Source organism: Streptacidiphilus fuscans (assembly GCF_015690355.1).
Taxonomy (GTDB): domain Bacteria; phylum Actinomycetota; class Actinomycetes; order Streptomycetales; family Streptomycetaceae; genus Streptacidiphilus; species Streptacidiphilus fuscans.
Genome location: NZ_JADPRT010000004.1, coordinates 373,962 through 396,290, shown reverse-complemented (window position 1 = coordinate 396,290; position 22,329 = coordinate 373,962). Strand labels below are relative to the sequence as shown.

Annotated in this window: 21 protein-coding genes and 1 pseudogene; 12 read left to right on the top strand and 10 right to left on the bottom strand. The window is 71.3% G+C overall.

Going from position 1 to position 22,329, the window contains the following annotated elements; all coding sequences use genetic code 11:
* Positions 1-111: 111 nt before the first annotated feature.
* Positions 112-606, bottom strand: a complete 495-nt coding sequence (locus tag I2501_RS12455) for a hypothetical protein (protein WP_236046158.1) — start codon at positions 604-606, stop codon at positions 112-114.
* 210 nt (positions 607-816) lie between these two features.
* Positions 817-1,473, bottom strand: a complete 657-nt coding sequence (locus I2501_RS12450; RefSeq protein WP_196193977.1) for a ComEA family DNA-binding protein — start codon at positions 1,471-1,473, stop codon at positions 817-819.
* A gap of 154 nt (positions 1,474-1,627) precedes the next feature.
* Here I2501_RS12450 and I2501_RS12445 point away from each other — a divergent pair, with 154 nt between their 5' ends.
* Both I2501_RS12445 and polX read left to right on the top strand, forming a co-directional pair.
* Positions 1,628-1,804 (top strand): hypothetical protein, encoded by a 177-nt coding sequence (locus tag I2501_RS12445; RefSeq protein ID WP_196193976.1) that lies wholly within the window; start codon positions 1,628-1,630, stop codon positions 1,802-1,804.
* A 42-nt stretch (positions 1,805-1,846) separates the two neighbouring features.
* Complete coding sequence (gene polX / locus I2501_RS12440; protein ID WP_196193975.1) at positions 1,847-3,631, top strand: DNA polymerase/3'-5' exonuclease PolX; 1,785 nt, start codon at positions 1,847-1,849, stop codon at positions 3,629-3,631.
* Between the two features lie 24 nt (positions 3,632-3,655).
* Here polX and I2501_RS12435 read toward each other — a convergent pair whose 3' ends face one another.
* The gene (locus tag I2501_RS12435; protein ID WP_215909523.1) at positions 3,656-4,228 is read right to left on the bottom strand and encodes a hypothetical protein; all 573 of its coding nucleotides are present in this window, start codon (positions 4,226-4,228) and stop codon (positions 3,656-3,658) included.
* 99 nt (positions 4,229-4,327) lie between these two features.
* Positions 4,328-5,215: an SDR family NAD(P)-dependent oxidoreductase gene (locus I2501_RS12430; RefSeq protein ID WP_196193974.1), complete on the bottom strand. Its 888-nt coding sequence runs from the start codon at positions 5,213-5,215 to the stop codon at positions 4,328-4,330.
* 86 nt (positions 5,216-5,301) lie between these two features.
* On the opposite strand from I2501_RS12430, the gene I2501_RS12425 reads away from it, so the two are divergent.
* Positions 5,302-5,778: a MarR family winged helix-turn-helix transcriptional regulator gene (locus I2501_RS12425; RefSeq protein ID WP_196193973.1), complete on the top strand. Its 477-nt coding sequence runs from the start codon at positions 5,302-5,304 to the stop codon at positions 5,776-5,778.
* Between the two features lie 161 nt (positions 5,779-5,939).
* Positions 5,940-7,700, top strand: a complete 1,761-nt coding sequence (locus I2501_RS12420) for a PP2C family protein-serine/threonine phosphatase (protein ID WP_196193972.1) — start codon at positions 5,940-5,942, stop codon at positions 7,698-7,700.
* Between the two features lie 22 nt (positions 7,701-7,722).
* On the opposite strand, the gene I2501_RS12415 is transcribed toward I2501_RS12420, so the two are convergent.
* Positions 7,723-8,172, bottom strand: a complete 450-nt coding sequence (locus I2501_RS12415) for a MarR family winged helix-turn-helix transcriptional regulator (RefSeq protein ID WP_196193971.1) — start codon at positions 8,170-8,172, stop codon at positions 7,723-7,725.
* A gap of 107 nt (positions 8,173-8,279) precedes the next feature.
* Here I2501_RS12415 and I2501_RS12410 point away from each other — a divergent pair, with 107 nt between their 5' ends.
* The 3 genes from I2501_RS12410 to I2501_RS12400 all read left to right on the top strand — a co-directional run bounded on the left by I2501_RS12410 (position 8,280) and on the right by I2501_RS12400 (position 10,487).
* Entirely contained in the window at positions 8,280-8,678 is a 399-nt protein-coding gene (locus I2501_RS12410) for a nuclear transport factor 2 family protein (protein ID WP_196193970.1), read from the top strand.
* 111 nt (positions 8,679-8,789) lie between these two features.
* The gene (locus I2501_RS12405) at positions 8,790-9,146 is read left to right on the top strand and encodes a YciI family protein (protein ID WP_196193969.1); all 357 of its coding nucleotides are present in this window, start codon (positions 8,790-8,792) and stop codon (positions 9,144-9,146) included.
* A gap of 69 nt (positions 9,147-9,215) precedes the next feature.
* Positions 9,216-10,487 (top strand): RNA polymerase sigma factor, encoded by a 1,272-nt coding sequence (locus I2501_RS12400; protein ID WP_196193968.1) that lies wholly within the window; start codon positions 9,216-9,218, stop codon positions 10,485-10,487.
* An 8-nt stretch (positions 10,488-10,495) separates the two neighbouring features.
* On the opposite strand, the gene I2501_RS12395 is transcribed toward I2501_RS12400, so the two are convergent.
* Complete coding sequence (locus I2501_RS12395) at positions 10,496-11,170, bottom strand: hypothetical protein (RefSeq protein WP_408022726.1); 675 nt, start codon at positions 11,168-11,170, stop codon at positions 10,496-10,498.
* Positions 11,171-11,420: 250 nt separating this feature from the next.
* On the opposite strand from I2501_RS12395, the pseudogene I2501_RS12390 reads away from it, so the two are divergent.
* The 3 genes and pseudogenes from I2501_RS12390 to I2501_RS12380 form a co-directional block, all read left to right on the top strand.
* A pseudogene (locus I2501_RS12390) lies at positions 11,421-12,128 on the top strand (SAM-dependent methyltransferase); the annotation flags it as partial.
* A 360-nt stretch (positions 12,129-12,488) separates the two neighbouring features.
* Complete coding sequence (locus tag I2501_RS12385; RefSeq protein ID WP_196193966.1) at positions 12,489-12,929, top strand: VOC family protein; 441 nt, start codon at positions 12,489-12,491, stop codon at positions 12,927-12,929.
* Between the two features lie 56 nt (positions 12,930-12,985).
* Complete coding sequence (locus I2501_RS12380) at positions 12,986-13,330, top strand: thioesterase family protein (RefSeq protein WP_196193965.1); 345 nt, start codon at positions 12,986-12,988, stop codon at positions 13,328-13,330.
* A 25-nt stretch (positions 13,331-13,355) separates the two neighbouring features.
* On the opposite strand, the gene I2501_RS12375 is transcribed toward I2501_RS12380, so the two are convergent.
* Both I2501_RS12375 and I2501_RS12370 read right to left on the bottom strand, forming a co-directional pair.
* Positions 13,356-14,744 carry a glutamate decarboxylase gene (locus I2501_RS12375; protein ID WP_196193964.1) on the bottom strand — a complete coding sequence of 463 codons (1,389 nt, stop codon included), beginning with the start codon at positions 14,742-14,744 and terminating at the stop codon, positions 13,356-13,358.
* 171 nt (positions 14,745-14,915) lie between these two features.
* Complete coding sequence (locus I2501_RS12370) at positions 14,916-17,228, bottom strand: FdhF/YdeP family oxidoreductase (protein WP_196193963.1); 2,313 nt, start codon at positions 17,226-17,228, stop codon at positions 14,916-14,918.
* 285 nt (positions 17,229-17,513) lie between these two features.
* Here I2501_RS12370 and I2501_RS12365 point away from each other — a divergent pair, with 285 nt between their 5' ends.
* Complete coding sequence (locus I2501_RS12365; protein WP_196193962.1) at positions 17,514-20,057, top strand: ATP-dependent Clp protease ATP-binding subunit; 2,544 nt, start codon at positions 17,514-17,516, stop codon at positions 20,055-20,057.
* 10 nt (positions 20,058-20,067) lie between these two features.
* Entirely contained in the window at positions 20,068-20,349 is a 282-nt protein-coding gene (locus I2501_RS12360) for a hypothetical protein (protein ID WP_196193961.1), read from the top strand.
* An 80-nt stretch (positions 20,350-20,429) separates the two neighbouring features.
* Here the strand turns inward: I2501_RS12360 and I2501_RS12355 are convergent, their stop codons facing one another.
* On the bottom strand, positions 20,430-21,227 hold the full coding sequence (locus I2501_RS12355) for a family 1 encapsulin nanocompartment shell protein (RefSeq protein WP_196193960.1): 798 nt from the start codon (positions 21,225-21,227) through the stop codon (positions 20,430-20,432).
* Positions 21,228-21,257: 30 nt separating this feature from the next.
* Entirely contained in the window at positions 21,258-22,232 is a 975-nt protein-coding gene (locus I2501_RS12350) for a Dyp-type peroxidase (protein ID WP_196193959.1), read from the bottom strand.
* Between the last annotated feature and the right edge of the window lie 97 nt (positions 22,233-22,329).

The window sequence follows — 22,329 nt, the reverse complement described above, 5'->3', positions numbered from 1 at the left end:
GGGCACTGCACCTTTAGCCTCCGCTCCCGCTGGCTTTTGCACTCCCTCGGGGGGGGGGGGCTGAGCCCCGCGCCCCTGAGGTAGTGCAACCGGCCCTCGCTGCAAACCTGTCTACGTCGCCGACGGGATCGCCGGGCCCGCGGACAGCGGGAGGGTCACCGTCTGCGCCGAGTGCGCGGGCCGCGCGCCCGGGTAGAACAGGGTCACCTTGGTGTACCGCGTCTGGCCCGCGTGGCCCTGCCACGGGACCGGGTCGGTGAGGGTGACGTCGACCGGGAAGTTGTGGAAGTGCCCCGCCGCGCAGTACGGCTGGCAGTCGTTGGCCACGTCCGTCGCCGTCGCGTACGCCGAAACGCCGTCCCAGCGGGTCCAGTGCGCGGAGGTGAGGTAGTTGTTGCCGTCACCGCAGGCCAGCACGTACTCGCTCGGCTGCGACTGGGGCTTGCCGGTGCAGTCCAGGAGCACCGGCGCGCTCGTCTGACCGGTGCTGCTGCCGGACGACGTCGTTTTCGCTGTTGTCGCCGCATGCCCGGGCGAAGCCGCCGCAGGAAGAAGTGCACCGGCGCCCAACACCAGTACCGCCGCGAGTTTGATGACTGCCAACATGAGCTGCTCCCGAGGTCCGCTCGCCCGTCCGCCGCTCCCCCGGCCCCCCACGCTACGTGCTGAAAGCCGACCATGCCACGGTTAAAAGGGAGAAAATTGGGACACACGGGATGGACCGGGCGATCCCGCATCCCCCACCCACACCAACGACGCACTCTGACGTGACGTCACTGTCCGTACCGGGCAAGGTGAAACGGCCCGAACAGCCGCTCAGTTGAGGAACAGCAGTCGGTCCGCCAGCTCCACCGCAAGTTCGTCCGGAAGCTCGGCGAAGACCTCCAGCTCCTCGATGCAGGTGAAACTGCCGCGCGACTCCCGGGTCTCCACGATCTGCCGGGCCAGGTCCGGCGTCATGCCGGGCAGGGTCTCCAGGACCGGTGCGGGGACGTGGTTGACGTCGGCCAGACCGCCGTCGTCGTACGCGCGGGGCAGGTCGGGGCGGCCGATCCGGAGTTCGCGGGCGAGCCCGGGATCGTGGGCCAGCAGCTCGCGCGCGTGGACCCGGAGCTCACGACGCGACCTCGTGTCCGCCAGGACCGCGTCGTTCGCGGCCGCCTCCGCGGACGGCAGCGCGTCCGGCACGGGCGGCGTGCCGACCAGGCTCCGGCGCACCGAGAAGGTCGCGCCGAGGCCGCCGCCGACCAGCACCACCGCGATCAGACCACCGGCCGCCGTGCTCTCGACCGAGTCGGCCGGTGCGTCCGCCATCACCACCGCGACGATCGTGACGGCCAGCGCGATCCCCGACAGCACCGCCAGCGCCCGTTGCTGCAGCCGCCAGGCGGCCCAGCCCAGCACGGCGAAGGTGCCGAGACCGATCGTGAACAGAGGCAGCAGCGCCCACAGGACGCTCCCCGCCGGGCTCATCTGCCCCGCTGGGCGCCCTCCGTCACCTCTGTACGCCTCTGTCACGCTCTACACGGTAAGACTGATCTTGGTCCCGGGCACCCGCAGACGGGCTGGAGGGCGAACGCAGAGGCCGAACGCAGACGCCTGGCCTGCGGCGGACTACCGTGGCGGCATGGGCGACGAGCAGCCGGAGCAGCGCGACGCGCGCACGGACGAGGAGTTCACCGAGGAGGGCGGCGACCCCGCCTGCTGGCTGAACCGTCTCTGCCCGCAGTGCGACGCCGTCCCGGACGACCCGAAGGACGCCACCTGCTGGCGCTGCGGCGCCGAACTCCACCCGCGCGACTGACCGTCGCATGCGCGACGCACAGAGCGACCGTAGGCTGAGCGCATGGCCCGGCTCAACGACGAGGTCGCGGCGCTCCTGGACGAGTACGCCGACCTGTTGACCCTCACCGGCGGAGACGCTTTCCGGGCCCGCGCGTACACCAAGGCGGCGCGGGCGATCGCCGGTCACGGCGCCGATCTGGCCGGACTGGACGGCAAGGGGCTGCGCGAGATCCCCGGCGTGGGCAAGTCCGTGGCGGAAAAGGTCGACGAGTTCCGCCGCACCGGCGCGATCCAGGCGCTTACGGCGCTCCGCGCGCAGATCCCGCCCGGCGTACGGGAGATGACCGCGGTCCCGGGCCTCGGCCCGCGCAAGGCGCTCACTCTCCACCGCGAACTGGGCATCTCCACCCCCGCCGAACTGCGCAAGGCCGCCGAGGCCGGGCGGCTGCACGACCTGCCGGGCTTCGGCGGCCGGACCGAGCAGAACATCCTGCACGGGCTGGACCTGCTCCAGCAGTCCTCCGAACGCACCACGCTCGACGTGGCCTTCGACGTCGCGGACGAGATCGTCGCCGCCCTGGCGAAGGTCCGCGGCTGCCGCGACTGCGCCTACGCGGGCTCGCTGCGCCGGTTCCGGGAGACGGTCGGCGACCTCGACATCCTCGCCGCCGCCGAGGAATCGGGCCCGCTGATGGACGCCTTCGTCGCGCTCCCGCTGGTCACGGACGGCGGCGAGGTCATCGTCAGCGGCCCGACCAAGACCTCGATCCGGACCGCGCGCGGTCTCCAGGTCGACCTGCGCGTGGTCCCGCCGGACGCGTGGGGTGCGGCGCTGCTGTACTTCACCGGCTCGAAGGCGCACAACATCCGGCTCCGGACGATGGCGGTCAAGGCGGGGCTCAAGCTCTCCGAGTACGGCCTCTTCGACGCCTCGACGGACGCGGCGACGGAGGAGCGGATCGCCTCCGCCACCGAGGACGAGGTCTACGCCGCGCTCGGACTGCCGTGGATCCCGCCGCCGCTGCGCGAGGACCGGGGCGAGATCGAGGCGGCGCTGGAGGACCGGCTGCCCACCCTGGTCACCGTCGACGACCTGCGCGGCGACCTGCACCTGCACACCGACCTGACCGACGGCATCGCCACGCTGGAGGAGATGCTGGCCACCTGCCACGCGCGGCACTACTCCTACGTCGCGGTCACCGACCACGCGCCCGACCTGGTCATGCAGCGGATGACGGACGAGAAGATGCTCGCCCAGCGCGAGCGACTGCGCGAACTCGCCGGACGGTACGGCCGGATGCGGCTGCTGCACGGCACCGAGCTCAACATCGGCCCGGACGGCGGCGTCGACTGGCCCGCCGAGTTCCTGGACGGCTTCGACCTCTGCGTGGCCTCGATCCACTCCCACTTCGGCGCGAGCCGCGACGCGCAGACCCGCCGCCTGATCAGGGCGTGCGAGAACCCGCACGTCAACATCATCGGGCACCTCACCACGCGCCGTCTCGGCCGTCGCGGCGGCATCGACGCGGACCTGGACGCGGTCTTCGCGGCCTGTGCCCGCACGGGGACGGCGCTGGAGATCAACGCCTCGCCGCAGCGGCTCGACGTCAACGACGAGCTGATCCGCCGTGCCCACCAGGCGGGCGTCCACTTCTCGATCGACAGCGACGCCCACTCGACGGTCCAGCTGGACAACCCGCGCTACGGCGTGGGCCAGGCGCAGCGCGCCTGGCTGACCCCGGACGCGGTGATCAACACCTGGCCGTGGCAGCGGCTCAAGCGGTTCCTGGACAAGGACGCCAAGAACGCCAAGGGTTCGGAAAAGGCGGGCAGCAAGCCCAAGTAGCCGCCGAGCGGCCGAGCCGCCCCGTCACCGGTGCTCTCGCGCCGGTCGACCCGTGCTCGCCGCATGGGCGTTGAGCGCGGCGCGAGCGGCGAGGGCGGCGTGGGTCGCGGCGGCGGCCCGGGCCCTGTGCACCGCTCGGGACTGGTCACGGGTCTGGGGATGCGCATGGCCGTGCGCGTGCCCGTGCCAGCAGCGGCGGGTCGCCGCGTCCGCGAGCAGGCCCAGGCCGATGGCGAACATCCACGAGTCCTTGGCCAGCGCGATGCCCTGGTGCGTCGGCCAGATGCTGCCGGGCTGGCGCATGCCGGGCGTGCGGAAGTAGACGCCCAGCAGCGCTCCGGAGAAGCCGGTCAGCCCGGCGCCCGCGACCGCTGTCGGCACGAACGGTGTCAACAACGCGGTGCCTACCGCCATCTCGGCGACGGAGAGCACCTTGGTGAACTTGTCCGCGGGCAGTGGATCGAGTGGTGGATAGGCGCCGGCGGCCATGCTGTGCAGCGCGTCGGCGGTCTCCTGGTCGGCGTTCCACTTGCTCCACCCGGAGTGGAACACGAACGCGCCGACCACCAGACGGGTCGGCACTTCCCGTAGCCGCATGACGCCCTCCTCCGAGACCGGTGCGACCCCCTCACTCCGGGGTACACCAGCTCACCCGTCCGCGCGCGCCGAGCCGGTCGGATCGGCGCGCGCGGGACGTCAGCCGCGCGCCAGGCCGACCCAGCCGCCCGTCATGCCCTGCACGGCGGAGCCGTCGGCGTCCGCGAGCTTGGTCGCGACGAACTCCCGTGCCGCGGCGGAGGTCTGGACGCGGAACGGCGGTGCCGGGTCCTCCAGCACCGCGACCACGGCCTGTGCGGCGTCGACGGACGACTGCGCGTTGCCGAACGCGGCCAGCGTCCGTTCGACGTACGCGCCGAGCGCGGGGGCGTAGGGGCCGGCGGCGGCGAGCAGCGCCGGGACGTCGAGGTTCTGGCTGGCGACGAACTCGCTGGCCACCGCGCCCGGTTCGATCACCGAGACGTGCACCCCGACCGTGGCCGCGACCGGCGCGAGCGACTCCAGGAAGCCCTCGGCGGCGAACTTGGCGGCGCAGTAGGCCTCGTTGAACGGCTGGCCGACGACGCCACCGACGCTGGTGACCGTGACCACCCGCCCGCCGACCGCGCGCAGCAGCGGCATCGCCGCGCCCGTCGCCTCCACGACGCCGAAGAAGTTGACCTCCATCGCCGAGCGGAACGGCTCGACGCCGGTCTGCTCGACGGTGCCGACGATGCCCGCGCCCGCGTTGTTGACCAGCGCGTCCAGCCGGCCGTGGGCCGCGATGACCTCGGCCAGGCAGGCGTCGACGGAGGCGCGGTCGGTGACGTCCAGGCGGCGGACCTCGACCCGCTCCCCCACCCCGGCGGCCTCGGCGGCCGTCCGCAGCGGCTCGGACTTGGCGGTGTCGCGCATGGTGGCGACCACGCGCCACCCAGCCTGAGCAGCGGCGACGGCCACGGCCAGGCCGATCCCGGAGGAGGTTCCGGTGATCAGCACGATGCGCTCGGCGGGCGCGCTGCCCGTGGCGGTGGTGGACTCGGACACGGTGGTCTCCTCAGCAGAACTGTTCTGTGCGTGCGCACACACTCTAGAACTCCGTGCGCGTACACGCAAACAGCTAGGCTGGCTCCATGACGCGCGCCGACCTCACCCTGGGCGACCTGGCCACCCGCGACCACGCCTTCTACGGCCTCGTCTGGGCGGGCACCACCCTCTCCGCCCATGTGGACCGGGCACTGATGCGCGAGCACGACCTGCCGCTCTCCTGGTTCGAGGTGATGCTCTGGCTCAACGCCCAGAGCGAGCCGGTCGCCGCCTCCGACCTGGGTGCGAAGACGCTGCTCAGCCGGACCCAGGTCTCCCGCGTCGTCGACGCGCTCCAGGCACGCGGGCTGGTGGCCCGCTCGCAGTCGACCACGGACGCGCGTTCGGTGCGGATCGCCCTGACCCAGGCCGGTCGTGACGCCTTCGCCGCCGCCGACGCGACCCGTCGGGCGGCGCTGGCCGGGGTCTTCGACGACCTGCTGGACGACGAGGACGTGGCGGCGCTGGAGCGCGCCTGGCTCAAACTGAAGGCGGGGAGAGCATCAGGAAGCGCCTCCGCCTGACCGACGGAAAACAACTCCGCCGGGCGCGAACGACGCGGGCAGAGCGGGCACATGTGCAACAGGCAACAGAGTTCCGAACACGGGTGCGTTTGCCCGAAACCTGCGTGATCATGGGGTAAGTTCTGTCGGCCGGGTCCTAGCCCGGCGATGAGGAGGGAGCGGTGGGCGCGGAGGTCCCCGCACGGGACGCCGTCGGCGCATCGATGGACGCTGCGGCCGTCGCCATGGGCGTGAACCGGGATGCCCTGCTCTCCGCCCTTGTCACGGACCTGCCGTTCGGCGTCGCCCTGCTCGACCAGGACCTCGCCTGCCAGTACGTCAACGACACCTTCGTCAGCCTGACCGGCACCGACGACCCGCGCACGATCGAGGCCGTCGCCGACGCCGCGCGTGACGTGCTGCTCGACGGGGTCCCCCGGGTCGGCGACTACGGCACCGCCCGGCTGCGCGTACAACGCCTCGATCTGGAGCCGGAGGACGCGGTCTCCGCCGGCGCTTCGGAGTCCGGATCAGCGGGGTCGGAAGGAGTGGGGTCCGGAGCAGCGAGGTCGGGAGCGGCGGGGTCCGGTTCAGCGGGGTCCGGACCGCCTGCCCGAACCGGCGTGCTGGTGCTGGCGAAAGCCGACGACGAGGAAGCCGTCCAGAACCGCGCCCGGCTGTCGCTGCTGACCTCGGCGGGTGCGCGTATCGGCACCACGCTGGACATCGACACCACCTGCACCGAACTCGCCCGCTTCACCGTGCCGACGCTGGCCGACCTCGCGGCCGTGGACATCCTGCCGCCCGGCGTCCCCGACCACCGGCTCGGCGTCCCGCTCGGGTCCGCACGGCTGTTGCGCGCCGCCGTCGCGGGCACGCCGGAGCTGCACCCGCAGCTGGCGACGCTGGCGCACCCAGGCGAAACGGTTCGCCACCGGGACGGCTCAGCCGTGGCCCGCAGCCTGGCGGCGGCCAAGCCCGTCGCCGTCACGCTGCGCACGGAGGAGGACCTCGCCGTCGCGCTCTCGGACGAGCACAGCCGCACCGTCTTCCGCGCCGCCGGGATCGGCGCGATGCTCGCCCTCCCGCTGACCGCGCGCGGACACCTGCTGGGCGCGCTGGTGCTCGCGCGCTCCGGCGACCGGGAGTTCTCCGACGCCGAGATCGCGATGATCGAGGACCTCGCCGACCGCGCAGCCCTCAGCATCGACAACGCCCGCCGCTACATGCGCTCCCAGGGCATCGCCCTGGAACTCCAGCGGGCACTGCTGGCCGAACCGGCCAACCCGCACCCGAACCTGGAGATCGCCTGCCGCTACCTGCCCTCCGGCACCAGCACCGTGGTCGGCGGCGACTGGTACGAGACGGTGCGGCTCCCCTTCGGCCGGACGCTACTGGTGATCGGCGACGTCATGGGCCACGGTGTCGAAGCCGCCGTCGACATGTCGACGTATCGCTCGATGCTGCGCTACGTCGCCGGAGCCGACCTCCCCCCGCACCGGATCCTGCGCCAGCTCGACTCGCTGATCTCCGAGAACGAGGCCGCACGACCGGCCACCTGCCTGCTCGCCCTGCTGGAGCCGAGCCGCAACCGGGTCACGTTCTCCAGCGCGGGCCATCTGCCCCCGGCGCTGATCACCCCGGGCCGGCCCACCGAACTGCTGGCCTTGCCGAGCGGACCGCCCCTGGGCACCGGTGTCGGCGGCTACGAGCACCTGGTCCGCGAGCTGGTCCCCGGCCAGGTGCTGCTCCTCTACACCGACGGCCTGGTCGAGCGGCGCCACGAGGACATCGACGTCTCCCTGGAACGCCTCGCCGCCCTCCCTCTCCCCGCCGCGGGCGAGCTGGACGACCTCCTCGACGCCGTGCTGCACAGCTCCGACCCGGCCCAGGCGGAGGACGACATCGCGCTGCTCGCCGCGCGCGTCGTGCAGCGGGGCTAGCACCGGCTGGCGCCAGCTCGCACTACGAGTCCGCGAAGGGCCCTTCCGCGACGAAGCGGCGCAGCGCGCGGGCGAAGGTCTCGGCCTCCCCCGGCGGCCAGTCGGCCAGCGAGCGCTCGATGTGCTCGGCCAGCCGTTCCCGGGTGGCCCGGATCGTCCGCTCGCCCGCCTCGGTCAGGGCCAGCAGCGTGGCGCGGCGATCCGCGGGATCGGGCTCCCGACGCAGCAGTCCCGCGACCTCCAGCCGGTCGGCGCGTCGGGTCACGCCGGAACGGTCGAGGCCGATCCGCCCCGCGAGATCGGCGGCGCTGCACGGGCCGGTCCGGGCCAGCCCGCTCAGCACCGGATAGGTGACCTCGTCGAGCGCGTCGTCCAGCCCCTCGGTCAGCCGTCGGTGCAGTTGCGCACGGGTGCCGCGTTGCAACAGGACGCCCAGGGCGTCGGCGATCTCAGGTCCCACGTCGGTTGCCACGACAGACAGCTTAGCGTGCGCGACGCACGCATCATGGGCTACGGTGTGGATGCGTGCTCGACGCACGCATTAACACCGCCGTTCCGGCCTGCTCCAAGGGGATCACCATGACCGCAACCCGCACCGACATCGCCCGCGCCCTCACCGATCTGCTGTTCACGCCCGGGCTCGACCTCGACGAGGCCGTCGACCGGCACTTCGCACCGGACTACCGCCAGCGCACCGACGGCCGTTGGGCCGACCGGGCGGACTTCACCACCCACATCGCCCACCTGCGCACCGTCGTGGCCGACGGATCGGTCGAGGTGCTCGACGAGCTGGCGCGGGGCGACCGCTACGCGGACCGGCATGTGGTGAACGTGCGCAAGACCGACGGCTCGACGGTCCGGATGGAGGTGTACCTCTTCGGCGAGTTCGCCCCGGACGGGCGCTTCCGCAGGATCGAGGAGACCACCCTGCTGCTCGACGGCCGCGAGACAGACCGGGGGCTCGGCAGCGCCCGCTGAAGATTTTTTCCGAGATTCCGACGAGGAGTGTCGATCCGGCGGGATCCCGTTCGTAGTGGTTGTATCGGGCCGGCAGGACGCCGGTCCCCGAGATCGAACGAGGAGAACGTCATGAAGCAGTACCTGCTGTCGGTGCACATGGTCGAAGGCCAGGAGCCCCCCGCTCCGGAGACCATGCAGAAGATGTTCGCCGACGTCGACGCCTTCAACAAGCGGCTGCAGGACAGCGGCGCATGGGTCTTCGCGGGCGGGCTCTACCCGGCCGACGTCGCCACCGTGGTGCGGATCCAGGAGGACGGCAAGGCGCTGACCACCGACGGGCCGTTCGCCGAGACCAAGGAGCACCTGGGCGGCTTCTGGATCGTCCAGGCCCCCGACCTGGACGCGGCGCTGGCTATCGCCGAGGAGGGCAGCCGGGCCTGCCAGGGCCCCGTCGAGGTCCGGCCCTTCCAGGAGATCCCGGAGTAGGCGGGCCATCCGCGGTAGGCGGGCTGGACGGATCACGCGGAACAACCGCGACACAGAAGGACGGTGACGGTGGATCAGCGCCCGCCGGGCGGCGGCGACACGGCCACGGAAGAGGTCTTCCGCAACGAGTACGGCCGCTGCGTCGCCACCCTGATCCGCTTCCTCGGCGACATCGATCTCGCCGAGGAAGCGGTGCAGGACGCCTTCACGGTGGCGCTGGAGCGCTGGCCGGAGACCGGCGTGCCGCCCAACCCGGGTGCCTGGATCACCACCACCGCCCGCAACCGCGCCATCGACCGGCTGCGCCGGGACTCCTCCCGGCACGCCCGGCACGTCGAGGCGCAGCAACTGCTGGAACTCCGGACCGCGAGTGACAGCGGCAACGACGCTGAGGAGGTGGGGGCGGTGCGCGACGACCGGCTGCGGCTGATCTTCACCTGCTGCCACCCGGCATTGGCCCGCAACGCTCAAGTCGCCCTGACGCTTCGGCTGTTGGGTGGACTGGAGACCGGAGAGATCGCCCGCGCCTTTCTGGTGCCCGAGGCCACCATGGCGCAGCGCCTGGTGCGCGCCAAGCGCAAGATCCGGGACGCGGGCATCCCGTACCGCGTCCCCGCCGAGGCCGAACTGCCCGACCGGCTACGGGCCGTACTCGACACGGTCTACCTGGTCTTCAACGAGGGCTACGCCGCCTCGGGCGGCGAGGCGCTGCTCCGCGAGGACCTCTGCGCCGAGGCGCTCCGACTCGCCCGCGTCCTGGTCGAGTTGATGCCCGACGAACCCGAAGCCGTGGGCCTGCTCGCGCTGTTGCTGCTCACCCACGCCCGCCGCGCCGCGCGCACCGACGCGGACGGGACGCTGGTCCTGCTCGACGACCAGGACCGGTCGCTGTGGGACCAGGCGATGGTGACGGAGGGTCAGCGTCTCGTCCGCGCCTGCCTGCGGCGCGGCAGTCCGGGCCCGTACCAGATCCAGGCCGCCGTCAACGCCGTCCACAGCGACGACTCACTGACGCCGCAGGACCGTTGGGAGCAGGTGCTGGCGCTCTACGACCTCCAGCTGCGGATCGCCCCCACCCCCGTCGTCGCGCTGAATCGCGCCGTCGCCCTGGCCGAGGTGGCCGGCCCGCAGGCCGCTCTCGACGCCGTCGACGCCCTCCCGGCGGACGCCCTCGCGGGCTACCTCCCCTTCCACGCCACCCGCGCCGACCTGCTCCGCCGCCTCGGCCGCCGCGCCGAGGCAGCCACCGCCTACGACGCGGCTCTGGCGGTCGCGACCAACGCGGCGGAGAGGGATTTCCTCCAGCGGCGACGGAACGAACTCGACGCGGCGTCAGACTGACTGCGGCGTCACTTCTCCGCAGTGACGCCGAGCGAACTCAACGCCGTCGTCCAGTTCGACGCGACGGCCCGCTGCGCGGCCTGGAGGGAGACCTGTCCCGAGCACACCGCGTCGTGCAGCGCCGACTCGACGTCGTCCTTGGGGTTCGCCGTGCCGGAGCCGGACACGTGGCCGGGGGACGGCGGCTCGACCCACAGATTGCGCGGGTCGTTCGGGTCGCCGCCGACACCGAGCGGGACCAGGTGGTCGTACTCGGCGTCGGACAGCCGTCCGGTGTAGCCGTAGGACCGGGCGTTGAGCCGCTTCTCGGCGTCGGTCACCTGACGCGGCGGCCGGACCCCGGCGGTGTAACCACCCCTGCGGCACAGCGTCTGCCGCAGATTCGACTGCGTGACGGCCGGGTTGACCGCCCCCGGAGTGCAGCGCGGGTCCGGGAGCGGCTGCCCGTCGCTGCTGCCGTAGCGGCAACTGCCCGCCGCCGGCTGGGCGGCGACCCGGTACTCCTGCTGCGGACCGGGCCCGACGGCCAGCGCCGCACCGCCTCCGGCCGAACCGGGCGCCGCCGGAGTCACCGAAGTCCCGCTGCCGCACGCCGCGCAGAGCAGCAACGGGACCGCCAGCAACACCCCACGCAGGCGGGCGGGCGCGGTCCTACGGCGGTCGACTCTCGGCACGTTCACCATCCTTCGGCGCGGGCGCCCGTCGGATACGGGCGCCTCTCGGATACGGGCATCCCTCGGGCACGGACATCTCTCGGGCGGCCCTCAGCGTAGGCGGAGGCAAGCGCCTCAGGCGCGGGACACGCGGCGCGACTTCACCCTGACGGGTATCGCGACACGGCCGTGACCTGCGGGCACATCTGGAAAGCTGGTGCGTCACCAACCGTGACCATCCGTCACGGATTGTGCATATCGCCTCGGCGCTGACCGCGCGCTCGGCGACCGCATCGCCGTCGCGCTGCCGCAGGTGCATCTCGGTGTGCAGCAGCAACGCGCGGTGCTGCGACGGGTGGTGGACCACCTGGTCCGCGAGGTCGGGCTGCGGCAGTTGGTCGACATCGGCTCCGGCCTGCCCACGGCGGAGAACGTGCACCAGGTCGCCCAGCGGATCGCCCCCGACACCCGCGTCGTCTACGTCGACAACGACCCGGTCGTGCTGGCCCATGCCCGCGCGCTGCTGGCCGACACCAAGGAGACCGTGGTCGTCGACGGCGACCTGCGGCAGCCCGACGACCTGTTGGCCGACCCGGTGCTGCGCGCGCACATCGACCTCGGGCGACCGGTCGGGCTGCTGCTCTGCGGCATCCTCCACTACGTGCTGGACGACGAGGACCCCTACGCCCTGGTCCAGACGCTGGTCGACGCGCTGCCGTCGGGCAGTTACGTCTTCGTGCACCACCTGATCACCGCGGGCCCCGAGGTCGACGCCGACACGGCGGAGGCGGAGGAGGCACTGCGCCAGGGCGTCGGCCGGGGCCAGTTCCGCACCCGGGAGCAGGTCGCGGAGTTCCTCTCCGGTCTCAACCTGATCGACCCGGGCGTGGTCACCGTCGCGGAGTGGCGTCCCGACGCCACCACACCCTGCCCGGTCGAGCACCCCGTGCTCCGCCTCGCCGCGGTCGGCGTGGCCCGCAAGCCCTGACCACCGGCAAGCCCTGACCGCCGCCAAGTGCTGACCGCCGGCGCGTCCTGACCGTCGCACGCCCGCTCGCACACCCGATCGATCCGCGTTCACCCTTCGGGGCTAATCAGCCGCAAGCCCGAACACCGCCCGCTCGCAGCGCCGTAACGTTTCTTCTCGGCCGGTGACAGCCCCCTGCATCCCGGCCGGGAGCGGCTGCGCGGTTTGGTCGATCGACGGCAGCCCACCCGGGGAGCGGAGCCGCCTGACACGCCCGCTTCGCTCCCCACCCTTCGCACGGCCGTGCCGTCGGTGCCCTGTGTTATACCGAGAAGCGTTGCACCCGGAAGCAGCGACGCACGCGGACGACGGGAGACCCCCATGACGACGGAGCCGACGCACCAGCGCCCGCTCGGCCCGCGACCGAGCTCGGTCGTGCTCTTCGTCCACGAGCTGGACGAGTCCATCGCCTTCTACCGCGAGCTGCTCAACCTGGAGACCAGCATCCGGACCGACACCGCCACGCTGCTGTGCCGTGACGACGGGCTCCAGGTCTACCTGCGGGCCACCGGCGCGGGCGGCGCCCGCCAGGCCGGGACGGTCGGGCTGCAGTACGTGTTCTGGACGGCGGTCGACCGCGCCGACCTGGACCGCTGCGAGCAGCTGCTCAAGGACCGCAAGGTCCTGGTCTCCGCGTGGGAGGGCGAGGGATTCCGCGTCGTCGAGGGCCGCGACCCGAGCGACTCGCCGGTCATGATTTCCTTTCCGGGACCGGAGTCGGTGCCGCGTCACGACATCATGGACCGGATCTACGCCTGGTAGGTCCGGCCCGTGCCGCGCGGCACCGCCACCAACTCCCGAGGGACAGGCGGAACAGGATGCGTCATCAGGTCACCGATGCGGACACGGCCATCGCGCTGGGCAGCGGCGACGTCCCCGTGCTCGGCACACCCCGGCTGATCGCGTGGCTGGAGGCGGCCACCGTCGAGGCTGCTGCGCCTTTTCTCGCGGAGGGGCAGACCAGCGTCGGGACCGCGATCCGCGTCGAGCACGTCCGCGCGACTCGCGTGGGCGACCACGTCGAGGTTTCGGCCTTCGCGCCGCTGGAGGCGGAGGGCCGTCGGCTGACCTTCCTGGTCAAGGCCGTCGACGGCACGGACACGCTGGTGGCCTCCGGCGAGATCGACCGGGTGCTCGTCGACCGCGAGCGGTTCCTGGCCTGAGGCCTGGCAGGTCCCGGCGTCAGCGTCAGTGGTGGTAGCTCGACCGGGGCGCGTCCGGCAGCGGCTCGGTCAGCTTGTCGAAGTACCGGACGCTCTCCTCGATGTCGTCCAGCAGGCTGCGTGCCATGTCCCGGCTCAAGCCGTTGCGCACCACGATGCGCTGCACCGTCATGTCGGCGAGGTCGTCGGGCATCGGGTAGGCGGGCACCAGCCAACCCTTCTGCCGCAGCCGGTCGGAGAGGTCGTAGAGCGTCCAGTTGCGGCTGTGTCCGGGCGTCTGCCGCCAGGCGAAGACGGAGATGTCCGAGGCGTCGTTCCACAGTTCGAACGCGTCCAGCCGACCGATCCCGGCCGCCAGGAACTTCGCCACGTCCTGCGAGGCCTGCTGGACCTCGCGGTAGCCCTCGCGGCCGAGCCGCAGGAACTGGAAGTACTGGAGCAGGACCTGCGCGCCCGGCCGGGAGAAGTTGAGCGCGAACGTCGGCATCGCGCCGCCGAAGTAGCTGACCGTGAACACCAGGCTCTCCGGCAGCAGGCTCCGCTCGCGCCAGACCACCCAGCCCAGGCCGGGGTAGACCAGCCCGTACTTGTGGCCCGAGGTGTTGATCGACGCCACCCGGGGCACCCGGAAGTCCCAGGCCAACTCCGGTTGCAGGAACGGCGCGACCATCGCTCCTGACGCGCCGTCGACATGGATCCGGATGTCGAGCCCGGTCTCCTTCTGGATCTCGTCGAGCGCCGCGCTCACCTGCGCCACCGGCTCGTACATCCCGGTGTAGGTGACGCCGAGGATCGAGACCACGCCGATGGTGTTCTCGTCCACGTGCTCCCGCAGCCCGTGGCCGTCCAGCGTCCGGTGCTCCTCGGTGATCGGCACGTAGCGAGGCTCCACGTCCCAGTAGTCGCAGAACTTCTCCCAGACCACCTGGACCGCCGAGCTCATCACCAGGTTGGGCCGCTCGACCGGCTTGCCCTGCGCGCGACGGGACTCCTGCCAGCGCCGTTTCAGCGCCAGGCCGCCCAGCATGCAGGCCTCGGAGGAGCCGATCGTGGAGCAGCCGATCGTGGTCTCCGGATCGGGCGCGTGCCAGAGGTCGGCGACCATCCGCCAGCAGCGCTCCTCGATCGCCGCCGTCTGCGGGTACTCGTCCTTGTCGATCATGTTCTTGTCGAAGGCCTCGGCGTAGAGGCGGCGCGCCTCGTCGTCCATCCAGGTGCCGACGAAGGTCGCCAGGTTGAGCCGCGCGTTGCCGTCGAGCATCGCCTCGTCGTGGACGATCTGGTACGCGGTCTCGGGCAGCATCGGCTGCTCGCCGATCCGGAAGCGCGGCAGGCTGCGCGCCTCCCCGGGCCGCGCGAAGAGCGGGTTGAGGGTGACGTCGGCGGGATCCCTCGGATCGGGACGGTTCGCCATGGTGCTCACCTCGCAAGGCCTCGGGCGGCAGGGCAGGCAACCCTCTGACCAGTTAAGGCCATCCGGCCCCCGGCTGCGCGTCGACCGCCTGCCTGCCTGCCTGCCTGCCGCGGGCCTGGACGAGGCCCGAGCAGCGGGAGCGCGCCTACCTGCTGCTCGGCCTGCTGTGACTCACAGCGCCCTGGTCACCGTCACCTTCAGGTGCTTCATGATCGGCTGGTCGCTCTGCGTGCTGTAGTCGCCGATCGCGCAGAGCACGTTCATCTCCGGCATGTACCCGGCCGCGCAGCCACGCGGGATGTCGTACGGGATGGCCAGGTAGCCCTGGACCGAGCGCTTGGAGCCGTCCCGCGCGGTCGCGACGATGTCGACCGCGTCGAACTCGGTGATGCCGCGCTCGCGCATGTCGTCCGCGTTCATGAAGACCAGCGTGCGGAGGTTCTTGACGCCCCGGTAACGGTCGTTGTCCGAGTAGATCGTGGTGTTCCACTGGTCGTGCGAGCGCATGGTGCCCAGCGCCAACATCCCCGGCTCGGGGACGACGTCGGGCAGCGGCGCGGCGGAGAACTCGGCGCGGCCGGAGGGCGTGAGGAAGACCAGCTCGCGCGCGGGCTGCTTGATCCGGAAGCCGAGCGGCAGCCGGACCCGGCGGTTGAAGTCCTCGAAGCCGTCCAGCACCTTGGCCATGGTGTCGCGGACACGGTCGTAGTCCTCGACGTACCACTCCCACGGCGTCCTGCTCTCCGGCAGCGCCGCCCGCGCGATGCCCGCGATGATGGCGGGTTCCGAGAGCAGGTGCGGCGAGGCCGGGCGCTTCATGCCGCGGGACAGGTGCACCATGCTCATCGAGTCCTCGACGGAGGTGCTCTGCTCGCCGCCGCGCTGCTGGTCCTTCTCGGTCCGGCCGAGGCAGGGCAGGATCAACGCCTGGCGTCCGTGCACGATATGACTGCGGTTCAGCTTGGTGCTGACGTGCACCGTCAACTCGCAGGACTGCAGGCCCGCGTAGGTGTAGGGGGTGTCCGGCGCGGCGAGCGCGAAGTTACCGCCCATCCCGACGAAGACCTTGACGTCGCCACGGTGCATCGCCTCGATGGTGGTGACGGTGTCCTTGCCGTGCGCACGCGGCGGCTCGATCCCGCAGACCTCGCCCAGCCGGGTGAGGAACTCCTCGCTGGGCCGGTGGTCGATGCCGCAGGTGCGGTTGCCCTGCACGTTGCTGTGCCCGCGCACCGGCGAAGGGCCCGCGCCCTCGCGTCCCAGATTGCCGCGCAGCAGCAGCAGGTTGACGATCTCCCGCACGGTGTCGACGCCGTGCTCGTGCTGGGTCACGCCCAGGCACCAGCTGATGATGCTGCGGTCGGCGTCCCCGTAGATCCGGGCCACCCGCAGGATCTCGGCGCGGGAGACGCCGGCCTGGCGCTCGATCTCCTCCCACGAGGTGGCCTCGCAGGCCTCCCGGTACTTCTCGAAGCCCTCGGTGTACCGGTCGACGAACTCCTGGTCCAGCGCCTTGGGGTCCCTCTTCGCCTGCTCCAGCACCGCCTTGGCCACGCCGCGCAGCAGCGCCATGTCCCCGCCGATGCGCACCTGGACGTTGAGCGTGCTGGTCTTCGTCGACTTGTTGAGCGCCATGTCGACGAAGTCGTGCGGGATGATCGTGCGCGTGGCCGCGGCCTCGACCAGCGGGTTGATGTGCACGATCTGAGCGCCGCGCTTGTACGCCTCGGCCAGGGCGGTGAGCATCCGAGGCGCGTTGGAGGCGGCGTTGACGCCCATGATGAAGAGCGCGTCCGTGGCCTCCCAGTCCTTGAGGTCCACGGTGCCCTTGCCGGTGCCGAGCGACGCCTGCATCGCGCGTCCACTGGCCTCGTGGCACATGTTGGAGCAGTCCGGCAGGTTGTTGGTGCCGAGCTCGCGGGCCATCAGCTGGTAGAGGAAGGTGGCCTCGTTGCCGAGCCGTCCGGAGGTGTAGTACGCGGCCTGGTTAGGGTCGGGGAGCTCACGCAGGGTGCGGCCGACGAGTTCGAAGGCGTCCTTCCAACTGATCGGCACGTAGTGGTCGGTGGCGGCCTCGTAGACCATCGGCTCGGTGAGGCGGCCCTGGTCCTCGAGCGCGAAGTCGCTCCACTCCGCAAGCTCCGTGACCGTGTGCGCGGCGAAGAAGTGGCGGTCGACCCGCTTGCGGGTCATCTCCCAGGTGACGTGCTTGATGCCGTTCTCGCACAGGTCCAGCTTCAGGCCCTTGACGTCGTCGGGCCAGGCGCAGCCGGGGCAGTCGAAGCCGCCGTTCTCGTGGTTCATCTTCATGATCGCGCGCGGGCCGTCGACGTACTCGCCCTCGCGCGTCAGGAACTTGGTGACGCTCTTGGCCGCTCCCCAGCCGGCGGCGGGGTGGTGGTAGGGGTGGAACTCCGGACGTTCCGCGGGAACGGCGCCCACGCTGGGCTCCAGCTCGACCTTCGGTTCCTCGGGGGCGCTCACAGGACTCACCTTCCACCGTGCGGGGTTACGAGCCGATGATCGGTCCGTGCGCTCAGGCTAGTGCTGTCGATCACCGCCTGCCAGGCAATCGCGCCTGCGGTCAACTCCCCTCCCGAAGCCCCGCCCCACCTCCCGGGCGGGCTACCCGACGCGTCGCCTGAGCGCGCGGGAAGGCGCAGGTCAGACGGGCGAGTTCGGCCTCCGGCCAGGGCTTTCCGCTGCGTTTGCGGGCATGCACGTCTCGGGTTTGAGTGGTGGGTAGTCCCCTCCGTACCTGGAGCTGTCATGTCGATGTCGTTTGGTTCAGCTTTCGGCTCGTCCGATCCGTTCAGCGATCTGCTGAACCGCTTCTTCGGAATGTCGCCCGCGTCCTCGCCTCCGAACGTGCAGCGGGTGCCCATCGGACGGCTCCTGACCGAGTCCTCCCAGGAACTGATCAACCTGGCCGCGAACCGCGCCGAACAGGACGGAGAGACCGAACTCGACACCGAGCACCTGCTCTGGGCCGCCACGCAGGTCGATCCGTCGCGTTCGCTGATCGCCCGCGCCGGGATCGACCCCGACGCGCTGGCGTCCAAGCTCTCCGAGGTGCTGCCGCGCGGCTCCGGCGAGACGGGCGAGCCGGGGCTGACGCCCGGCGCCAAGCGCACCCTGGCCACCGCCTACGAGCACGCCCAGGCCAGCGGCGCCTCCTACATCGGCCCCGAGCACATCCTCGGCGCGCTGCTCGCCGACGCCGACCCAGACGCGCTGCGGGCCTTGCGCTCCACCGGCGTGGACGTCAACAACCTGCGCGGCATGACCGACCGCGCGGGCCGCGCCGAGGGCGCCGCGCCCGCCGACCAGAAGCCCGCCACCACCCTCGACGAGTTCGGCCGCGACCTGACCGAGGAGGCCAAGGCGGGCAAGCTCGACCCCGTCGTCGGCCGCGCCGAGGAGATCGAGCAGACCGTCGAGATCCTCTCCCGTCGCTCCAAGAACAACCCGGTCCTGATCGGCGAACCGGGCGTCGGCAAGACCGCCATCGTCGAGGGCCTGGCCCAGCGGATCGTGGCGGGCGACGTCCCGAAGACGCTGAAGGGCAAGCGCGTCGTCTCCCTCGACCTGTCCGGCATGGTCGCGGGCACCCAGTACCGAGGGCAGTTCGAGGAGCGCCTGAAGAAGGTCATCCAGGACGTCCAGGACTCGGCGGGCAACATCATCCTCTTCATCGACGAGCTGCACACCGTCGTAGGCGCCGGTTCGGCGGGCGAGGGGTCGATGGACGCGGGCAACATGCTCAAGCCCGCCCTGGCCCGCGGCGAACTGCACGTGGTCGGCGCGACCACCATCGACGAGTACCGCAAGCACATCGAGAAGGACGCGGCGCTCGAACGCCGGTTCCAGCCGGTGCTGGTCCCGGAGCCGACCGTCGAGGAGACCGTGCAGATCCTTGAGGGCCTGCGCGACGCGTACGAGGCCCACCACGGTGTCCGCTTCACCGACGAGGCCCTGGCGGCCTCCGCCGAACTCTCCGACCGCTACATCAGCGACCGGTTCCTGCCCGACAAGGCCATCGACGTGATGGACCAGGCCGGCGCCCGAGTCCGGCTGCGCTCGTCCGGCCCGTCCACCGACGTCACCGACCGCGAGGAGCGGATCGCCCAGCTCAAGCGGGAGAAGGACCAGGCGGTCGCGGGCGAGGACTTCGAGAAGGCCGCCGAGATCAAGGGCCGGATCGACGTCGAGGAGGACCAGCTCGCGAACCTCACGGAGGGCCGCCCCGGCGTCATCACCGTGACCCCCAACGACATCGCCGACGTCATCTCGCGGCGCACCGGCATCCCCGTCTCGCAGCTCACCGCCAGCGAGAAGGAGAAGCTGCTCAACCTGGAGGACGCGATGCACGACCGCGTCGTCGGCCAGGACGAGGCGGTCACCGCGGTCTCCGAGGCGGTGCGCCGCAACCGGTCCGGCATGGGCGACCCGAACCGCCCGGTGGGCTCGTTCATGTTCCTCGGCCCGACCGGCGTCGGCAAGACGGAGCTGGCCAAGACCCTTGCCGAGCAGCTCTTCGGCGACTCGGACCGCATGATCCGCTTCGACATGAGCGAGTTCCAGGAGAAGCACACCGTCGCCCGCCTGGTCGGCGCCCCTCCCGGATACGTCGGCTACGAGGAGGCGGGCCAGCTCACCGAGAAGGTGCGCCGCCAGCCCTACAGCGTGGTCCTCTTCGACGAGGTGGAGAAGGCCCACCCGGACATCTTCAACGCGCTGCTCCAGGTCCTCGACGACGGACGGCTGACCGACGCCCAGGGCCGGACCGTCAACTTCCGGCACTGCGTGGTCATCATGACTTCCAACGTCGGCGCGCACCGGATCATCGAGCACGAGGGCGACGTCTCCGAGATCAAGGACGAGCTGATGGAGGACCTGCGGCGGCGGTTCCTGCCGGAGTTCCTCAACCGGATCGACGACATCATCATCTTCCACGCCCTCTCGGAGAAGGACCTGTCGCAGATCCTCGACCACCTGCTGGACGAGAGCCAGCGCCGGGTCGCGGCCCAGGGCATGACGCTGGAGGTCACCGAGGCCGCCAAGAAGCTGCTGCTCGCCCACGGTTACCAGCCCGAGTTCGGCGCGCGCCCGCTGCGCCGCACGATCCAGTCCGAGCTCGACAACCGGATCGCGTCGCTGCTGCTCGGCGGGGTCGCGGGGCCGGGCGACACGATCGTCGCCGACGTCGAGAAGGACTCGCTGCACTGCACCATCCGCGAGGGCGAGAAGAAGGACGAGTCGGACGGCACGGAGGATCGGGCGGCGGACGCGGCGGACAAGGCGAAGGCGTAAGGAGAGAGACATGGCGCACCACCACAAGTCCAACAAGACCGTCGAAGGCAATCCCGACACGGGCCACGGAGGCGGCCTTCCGCGCCGCCCCGACGAGGACGAGCTCGAGGAGCGCACCGAGGTCGACCGCGAGGAGGTCGGCCTGGACCCCGAGGCGGAGCCCAGCTCCGAGGCGCAGTACAGCGGCGAGGAGTCCGAGGTCGACCGCGAGGTCGCCGAGGGCGAACTCGCCCCCGACAAGGGCGTCCACCGCAAGGACCGCGAGGACTTCCCGCCGTCCAGCTACACCTGACAGCTACCCGGGCACCTCACCCGAGCACCTCATGAGTCAGGACCGGGCCGAAGCGGCCCGGTCCTGTTCGTGTGGGCTGGTCAGGGACGCAGCACCACGACAGCCTCGTCCGTGTAGGTGAGGTAGGTGAGCGTCTCCTGGAAGTACAGCTCGATGTTCTCCCGGTCGTGCGTGCTGTAGCCGATCGACAGGTCCTGGCCGAGCCGGAGTTCGAAGTCGCCGCCGCGCGTGGTCAGCACGTACGCGCCGGTCAGCGCGGGCGCCCAGATCACCTCGCCGTCGATCATGTTGGCGACGTGCTTGGCGATCGGGTAGCCGTGGTCGGAGGTCTCGCTGACCGCGCGGTACTCGTCCGCGCCCAGCAGCACCGAGTACGGGCCGTCGACGCCCGCCAGCCGCAGCGCGGTGAGGGCGCTGCTGATGGCGTCCGGGTAGCCGTCGGGCTCCGCGGGCAGCGTCTGCACCGAGTTGGAGCTGTGGGCGCGCATACCCTCGATGCCGGCGGCCCGGTAGCCGTCGAAGACGGCGCGGTCCTCGGTGAAGGCCATGACCCGCGCGGCGTCCTTGACCGGCTGCCAGTCGGAGTCCTGGGAGCCGCGCTCGACGTCGTCAACGGCCGCACGGCTGACGGTGAACGGCACCCGCAGCTCGACCAGCGGCCGGACCTCGCGGAGCCGGGCACGGACATCGCTGGTCGGGGGCTCGATGTCCTTGAGGTGTCCGGTGCCGACGGCCGCCAACTCGGGGCCCTGCGGGCCCGTCACGTCGACGACCCGGCGGCCCGCCAGATGGCGTTTGAACGACCTGCGGGCCTCCTCCTCGATCTGGGACCAGGCGGACGGGGTGATCGGGGCCAACTCCCGGTGCAGATTGTTCATACCGGTATCTCCTAGCTCCTTCACACTGGTTCAGGTGTCCTTCAGACTGCCGACACCCAGCGAGCCGGCGTCGCTGCCGCCGACGGTGACGGCGTTCAGGAAGTCCACGCTCGGCACGAAGAACAGGCAGCCGGTGACGGCCGTCGAGAAGTCGAGAATGCGGTCGGTGTTGCCCGGCGGATCCCCCAGGAACATCTTGTCCAGCATCCGCTCGGTCACCGCCGGGGTGCGCGCGTAGCCGATGAAGTAGGTCCCGAACTCGCCGCTCCCCACAGCGCCGAACGGCATGTTCTCGCGCACGATCTGACGCTGCACGCCGTTCTCGACGACGGTGTTGACGGCGATGTGCGCGTTCGGCGCCTTGACGTCGTCGGGGAACTCGACGTTGCTGAACTTGTGGCGGCCGATCGCCTTCTCCTGCTCCGGGGTGGGCAGTGCCGTCCACGCGGCCAGGTCGTGCAGGTACTTCTGCACGATCACGTAACTGCCGCCCTGGAACAGCGGATCCTCGTCGCCGATGTAGACGGCGGCGTCAGCGGTCGGCCCGGTCGGGTTCTCGCTGCCGTCGACGAAGCCGAGCAGGTCGCGCTCGTCGAAGTACTTGAAGCCGTGCACCTCGTCGACCACGGTGACGGCGTCGCCCAGGTGGTCCGTCACCTGGCGGGCCAACTCGAAGCATAGGTCCATGCGTTGGGCGCGGATGTGGAAGAGGAGGTCGCCCGGGGTGGCCGGGGCGCGGTGCCCGGCGGGGCCGTCCAACTCCTTGAACGGGTGCAGTTCCCGCGGCCGCGGGCCGCCGGGGAAGAGCCGTCCCCAGGCTTCGGAGCCAACGCCCGCGACACAGACGAGCCCGTCGCCCGGGGCGCGGAACGCCACCGTGCGGATGACGCCGGCCAGGTTCTGGAGCAGGTCGCGGACGGTCCGTTCGCCCCCCTCGGCGATCGTGCCGACGAGAAATACCGCCGCGCGGGTAGGCGGCACGACGACGGACTGCGGAATAGCCATAAGGCTCCCTCGGCGCGGGTCTACTGCTGCGATGCTACGTGCCGGACCACGCCCGTGCCCGGCAGCGACTCGGACGGCGTGGTCCGGGACGCGGTCC

Excerpts from the sequence above, each read along its gene's own strand:
- I2501_RS12455 (WP_236046158.1), bottom strand. The coding sequence starts at position 606 with ATGTTGGCAGTCATCAAACTCGCGGCGGTACTGGTGTTGGGCGCCGGT.
- I2501_RS12450 (WP_196193977.1), bottom strand. The coding sequence starts at position 1,473 with ATGAGCCCGGCGGGGAGCGTCCTGTGGGCGCTGCTGCCTCTGTTCACG.
- I2501_RS12445 (WP_196193976.1), top strand. The coding sequence starts at position 1,628 with ATGGGCGACGAGCAGCCGGAGCAGCGCGACGCGCGCACGGACGAGGAG.
- polX (WP_196193975.1), top strand. The coding sequence starts at position 1,847 with ATGGCCCGGCTCAACGACGAGGTCGCGGCGCTCCTGGACGAGTACGCC.
- I2501_RS12435 (WP_215909523.1), bottom strand. The coding sequence starts at position 4,228 with ATGCGGCTACGGGAAGTGCCGACCCGTCTGGTGGTCGGCGCGTTCGTG.
- I2501_RS12425 (WP_196193973.1), top strand. The coding sequence starts at position 5,302 with ATGACGCGCGCCGACCTCACCCTGGGCGACCTGGCCACCCGCGACCAC.
- I2501_RS12410 (WP_196193970.1), top strand. The coding sequence starts at position 8,280 with ATGACCGCAACCCGCACCGACATCGCCCGCGCCCTCACCGATCTGCTG.
- I2501_RS12405 (WP_196193969.1), top strand. The coding sequence starts at position 8,790 with ATGAAGCAGTACCTGCTGTCGGTGCACATGGTCGAAGGCCAGGAGCCC.
- I2501_RS12395 (WP_408022726.1), bottom strand. The coding sequence starts at position 11,170 with ATGGTGAACGTGCCGAGAGTCGACCGCCGTAGGACCGCGCCCGCCCGC.
- I2501_RS12385 (WP_196193966.1), top strand. The coding sequence starts at position 12,489 with ATGACGACGGAGCCGACGCACCAGCGCCCGCTCGGCCCGCGACCGAGC.
- I2501_RS12380 (WP_196193965.1), top strand. The coding sequence starts at position 12,986 with ATGCGTCATCAGGTCACCGATGCGGACACGGCCATCGCGCTGGGCAGC.
- I2501_RS12375 (WP_196193964.1), bottom strand. The coding sequence starts at position 14,744 with ATGGCGAACCGTCCCGATCCGAGGGATCCCGCCGACGTCACCCTCAAC.
- I2501_RS12365 (WP_196193962.1), top strand. The coding sequence starts at position 17,514 with ATGTCGATGTCGTTTGGTTCAGCTTTCGGCTCGTCCGATCCGTTCAGC.
- I2501_RS12360 (WP_196193961.1), top strand. The coding sequence starts at position 20,068 with ATGGCGCACCACCACAAGTCCAACAAGACCGTCGAAGGCAATCCCGAC.
- I2501_RS12355 (WP_196193960.1), bottom strand. The coding sequence starts at position 21,227 with ATGAACAATCTGCACCGGGAGTTGGCCCCGATCACCCCGTCCGCCTGG.
- I2501_RS12350 (WP_196193959.1), bottom strand. The coding sequence starts at position 22,232 with ATGGCTATTCCGCAGTCCGTCGTCGTGCCGCCTACCCGCGCGGCGGTA.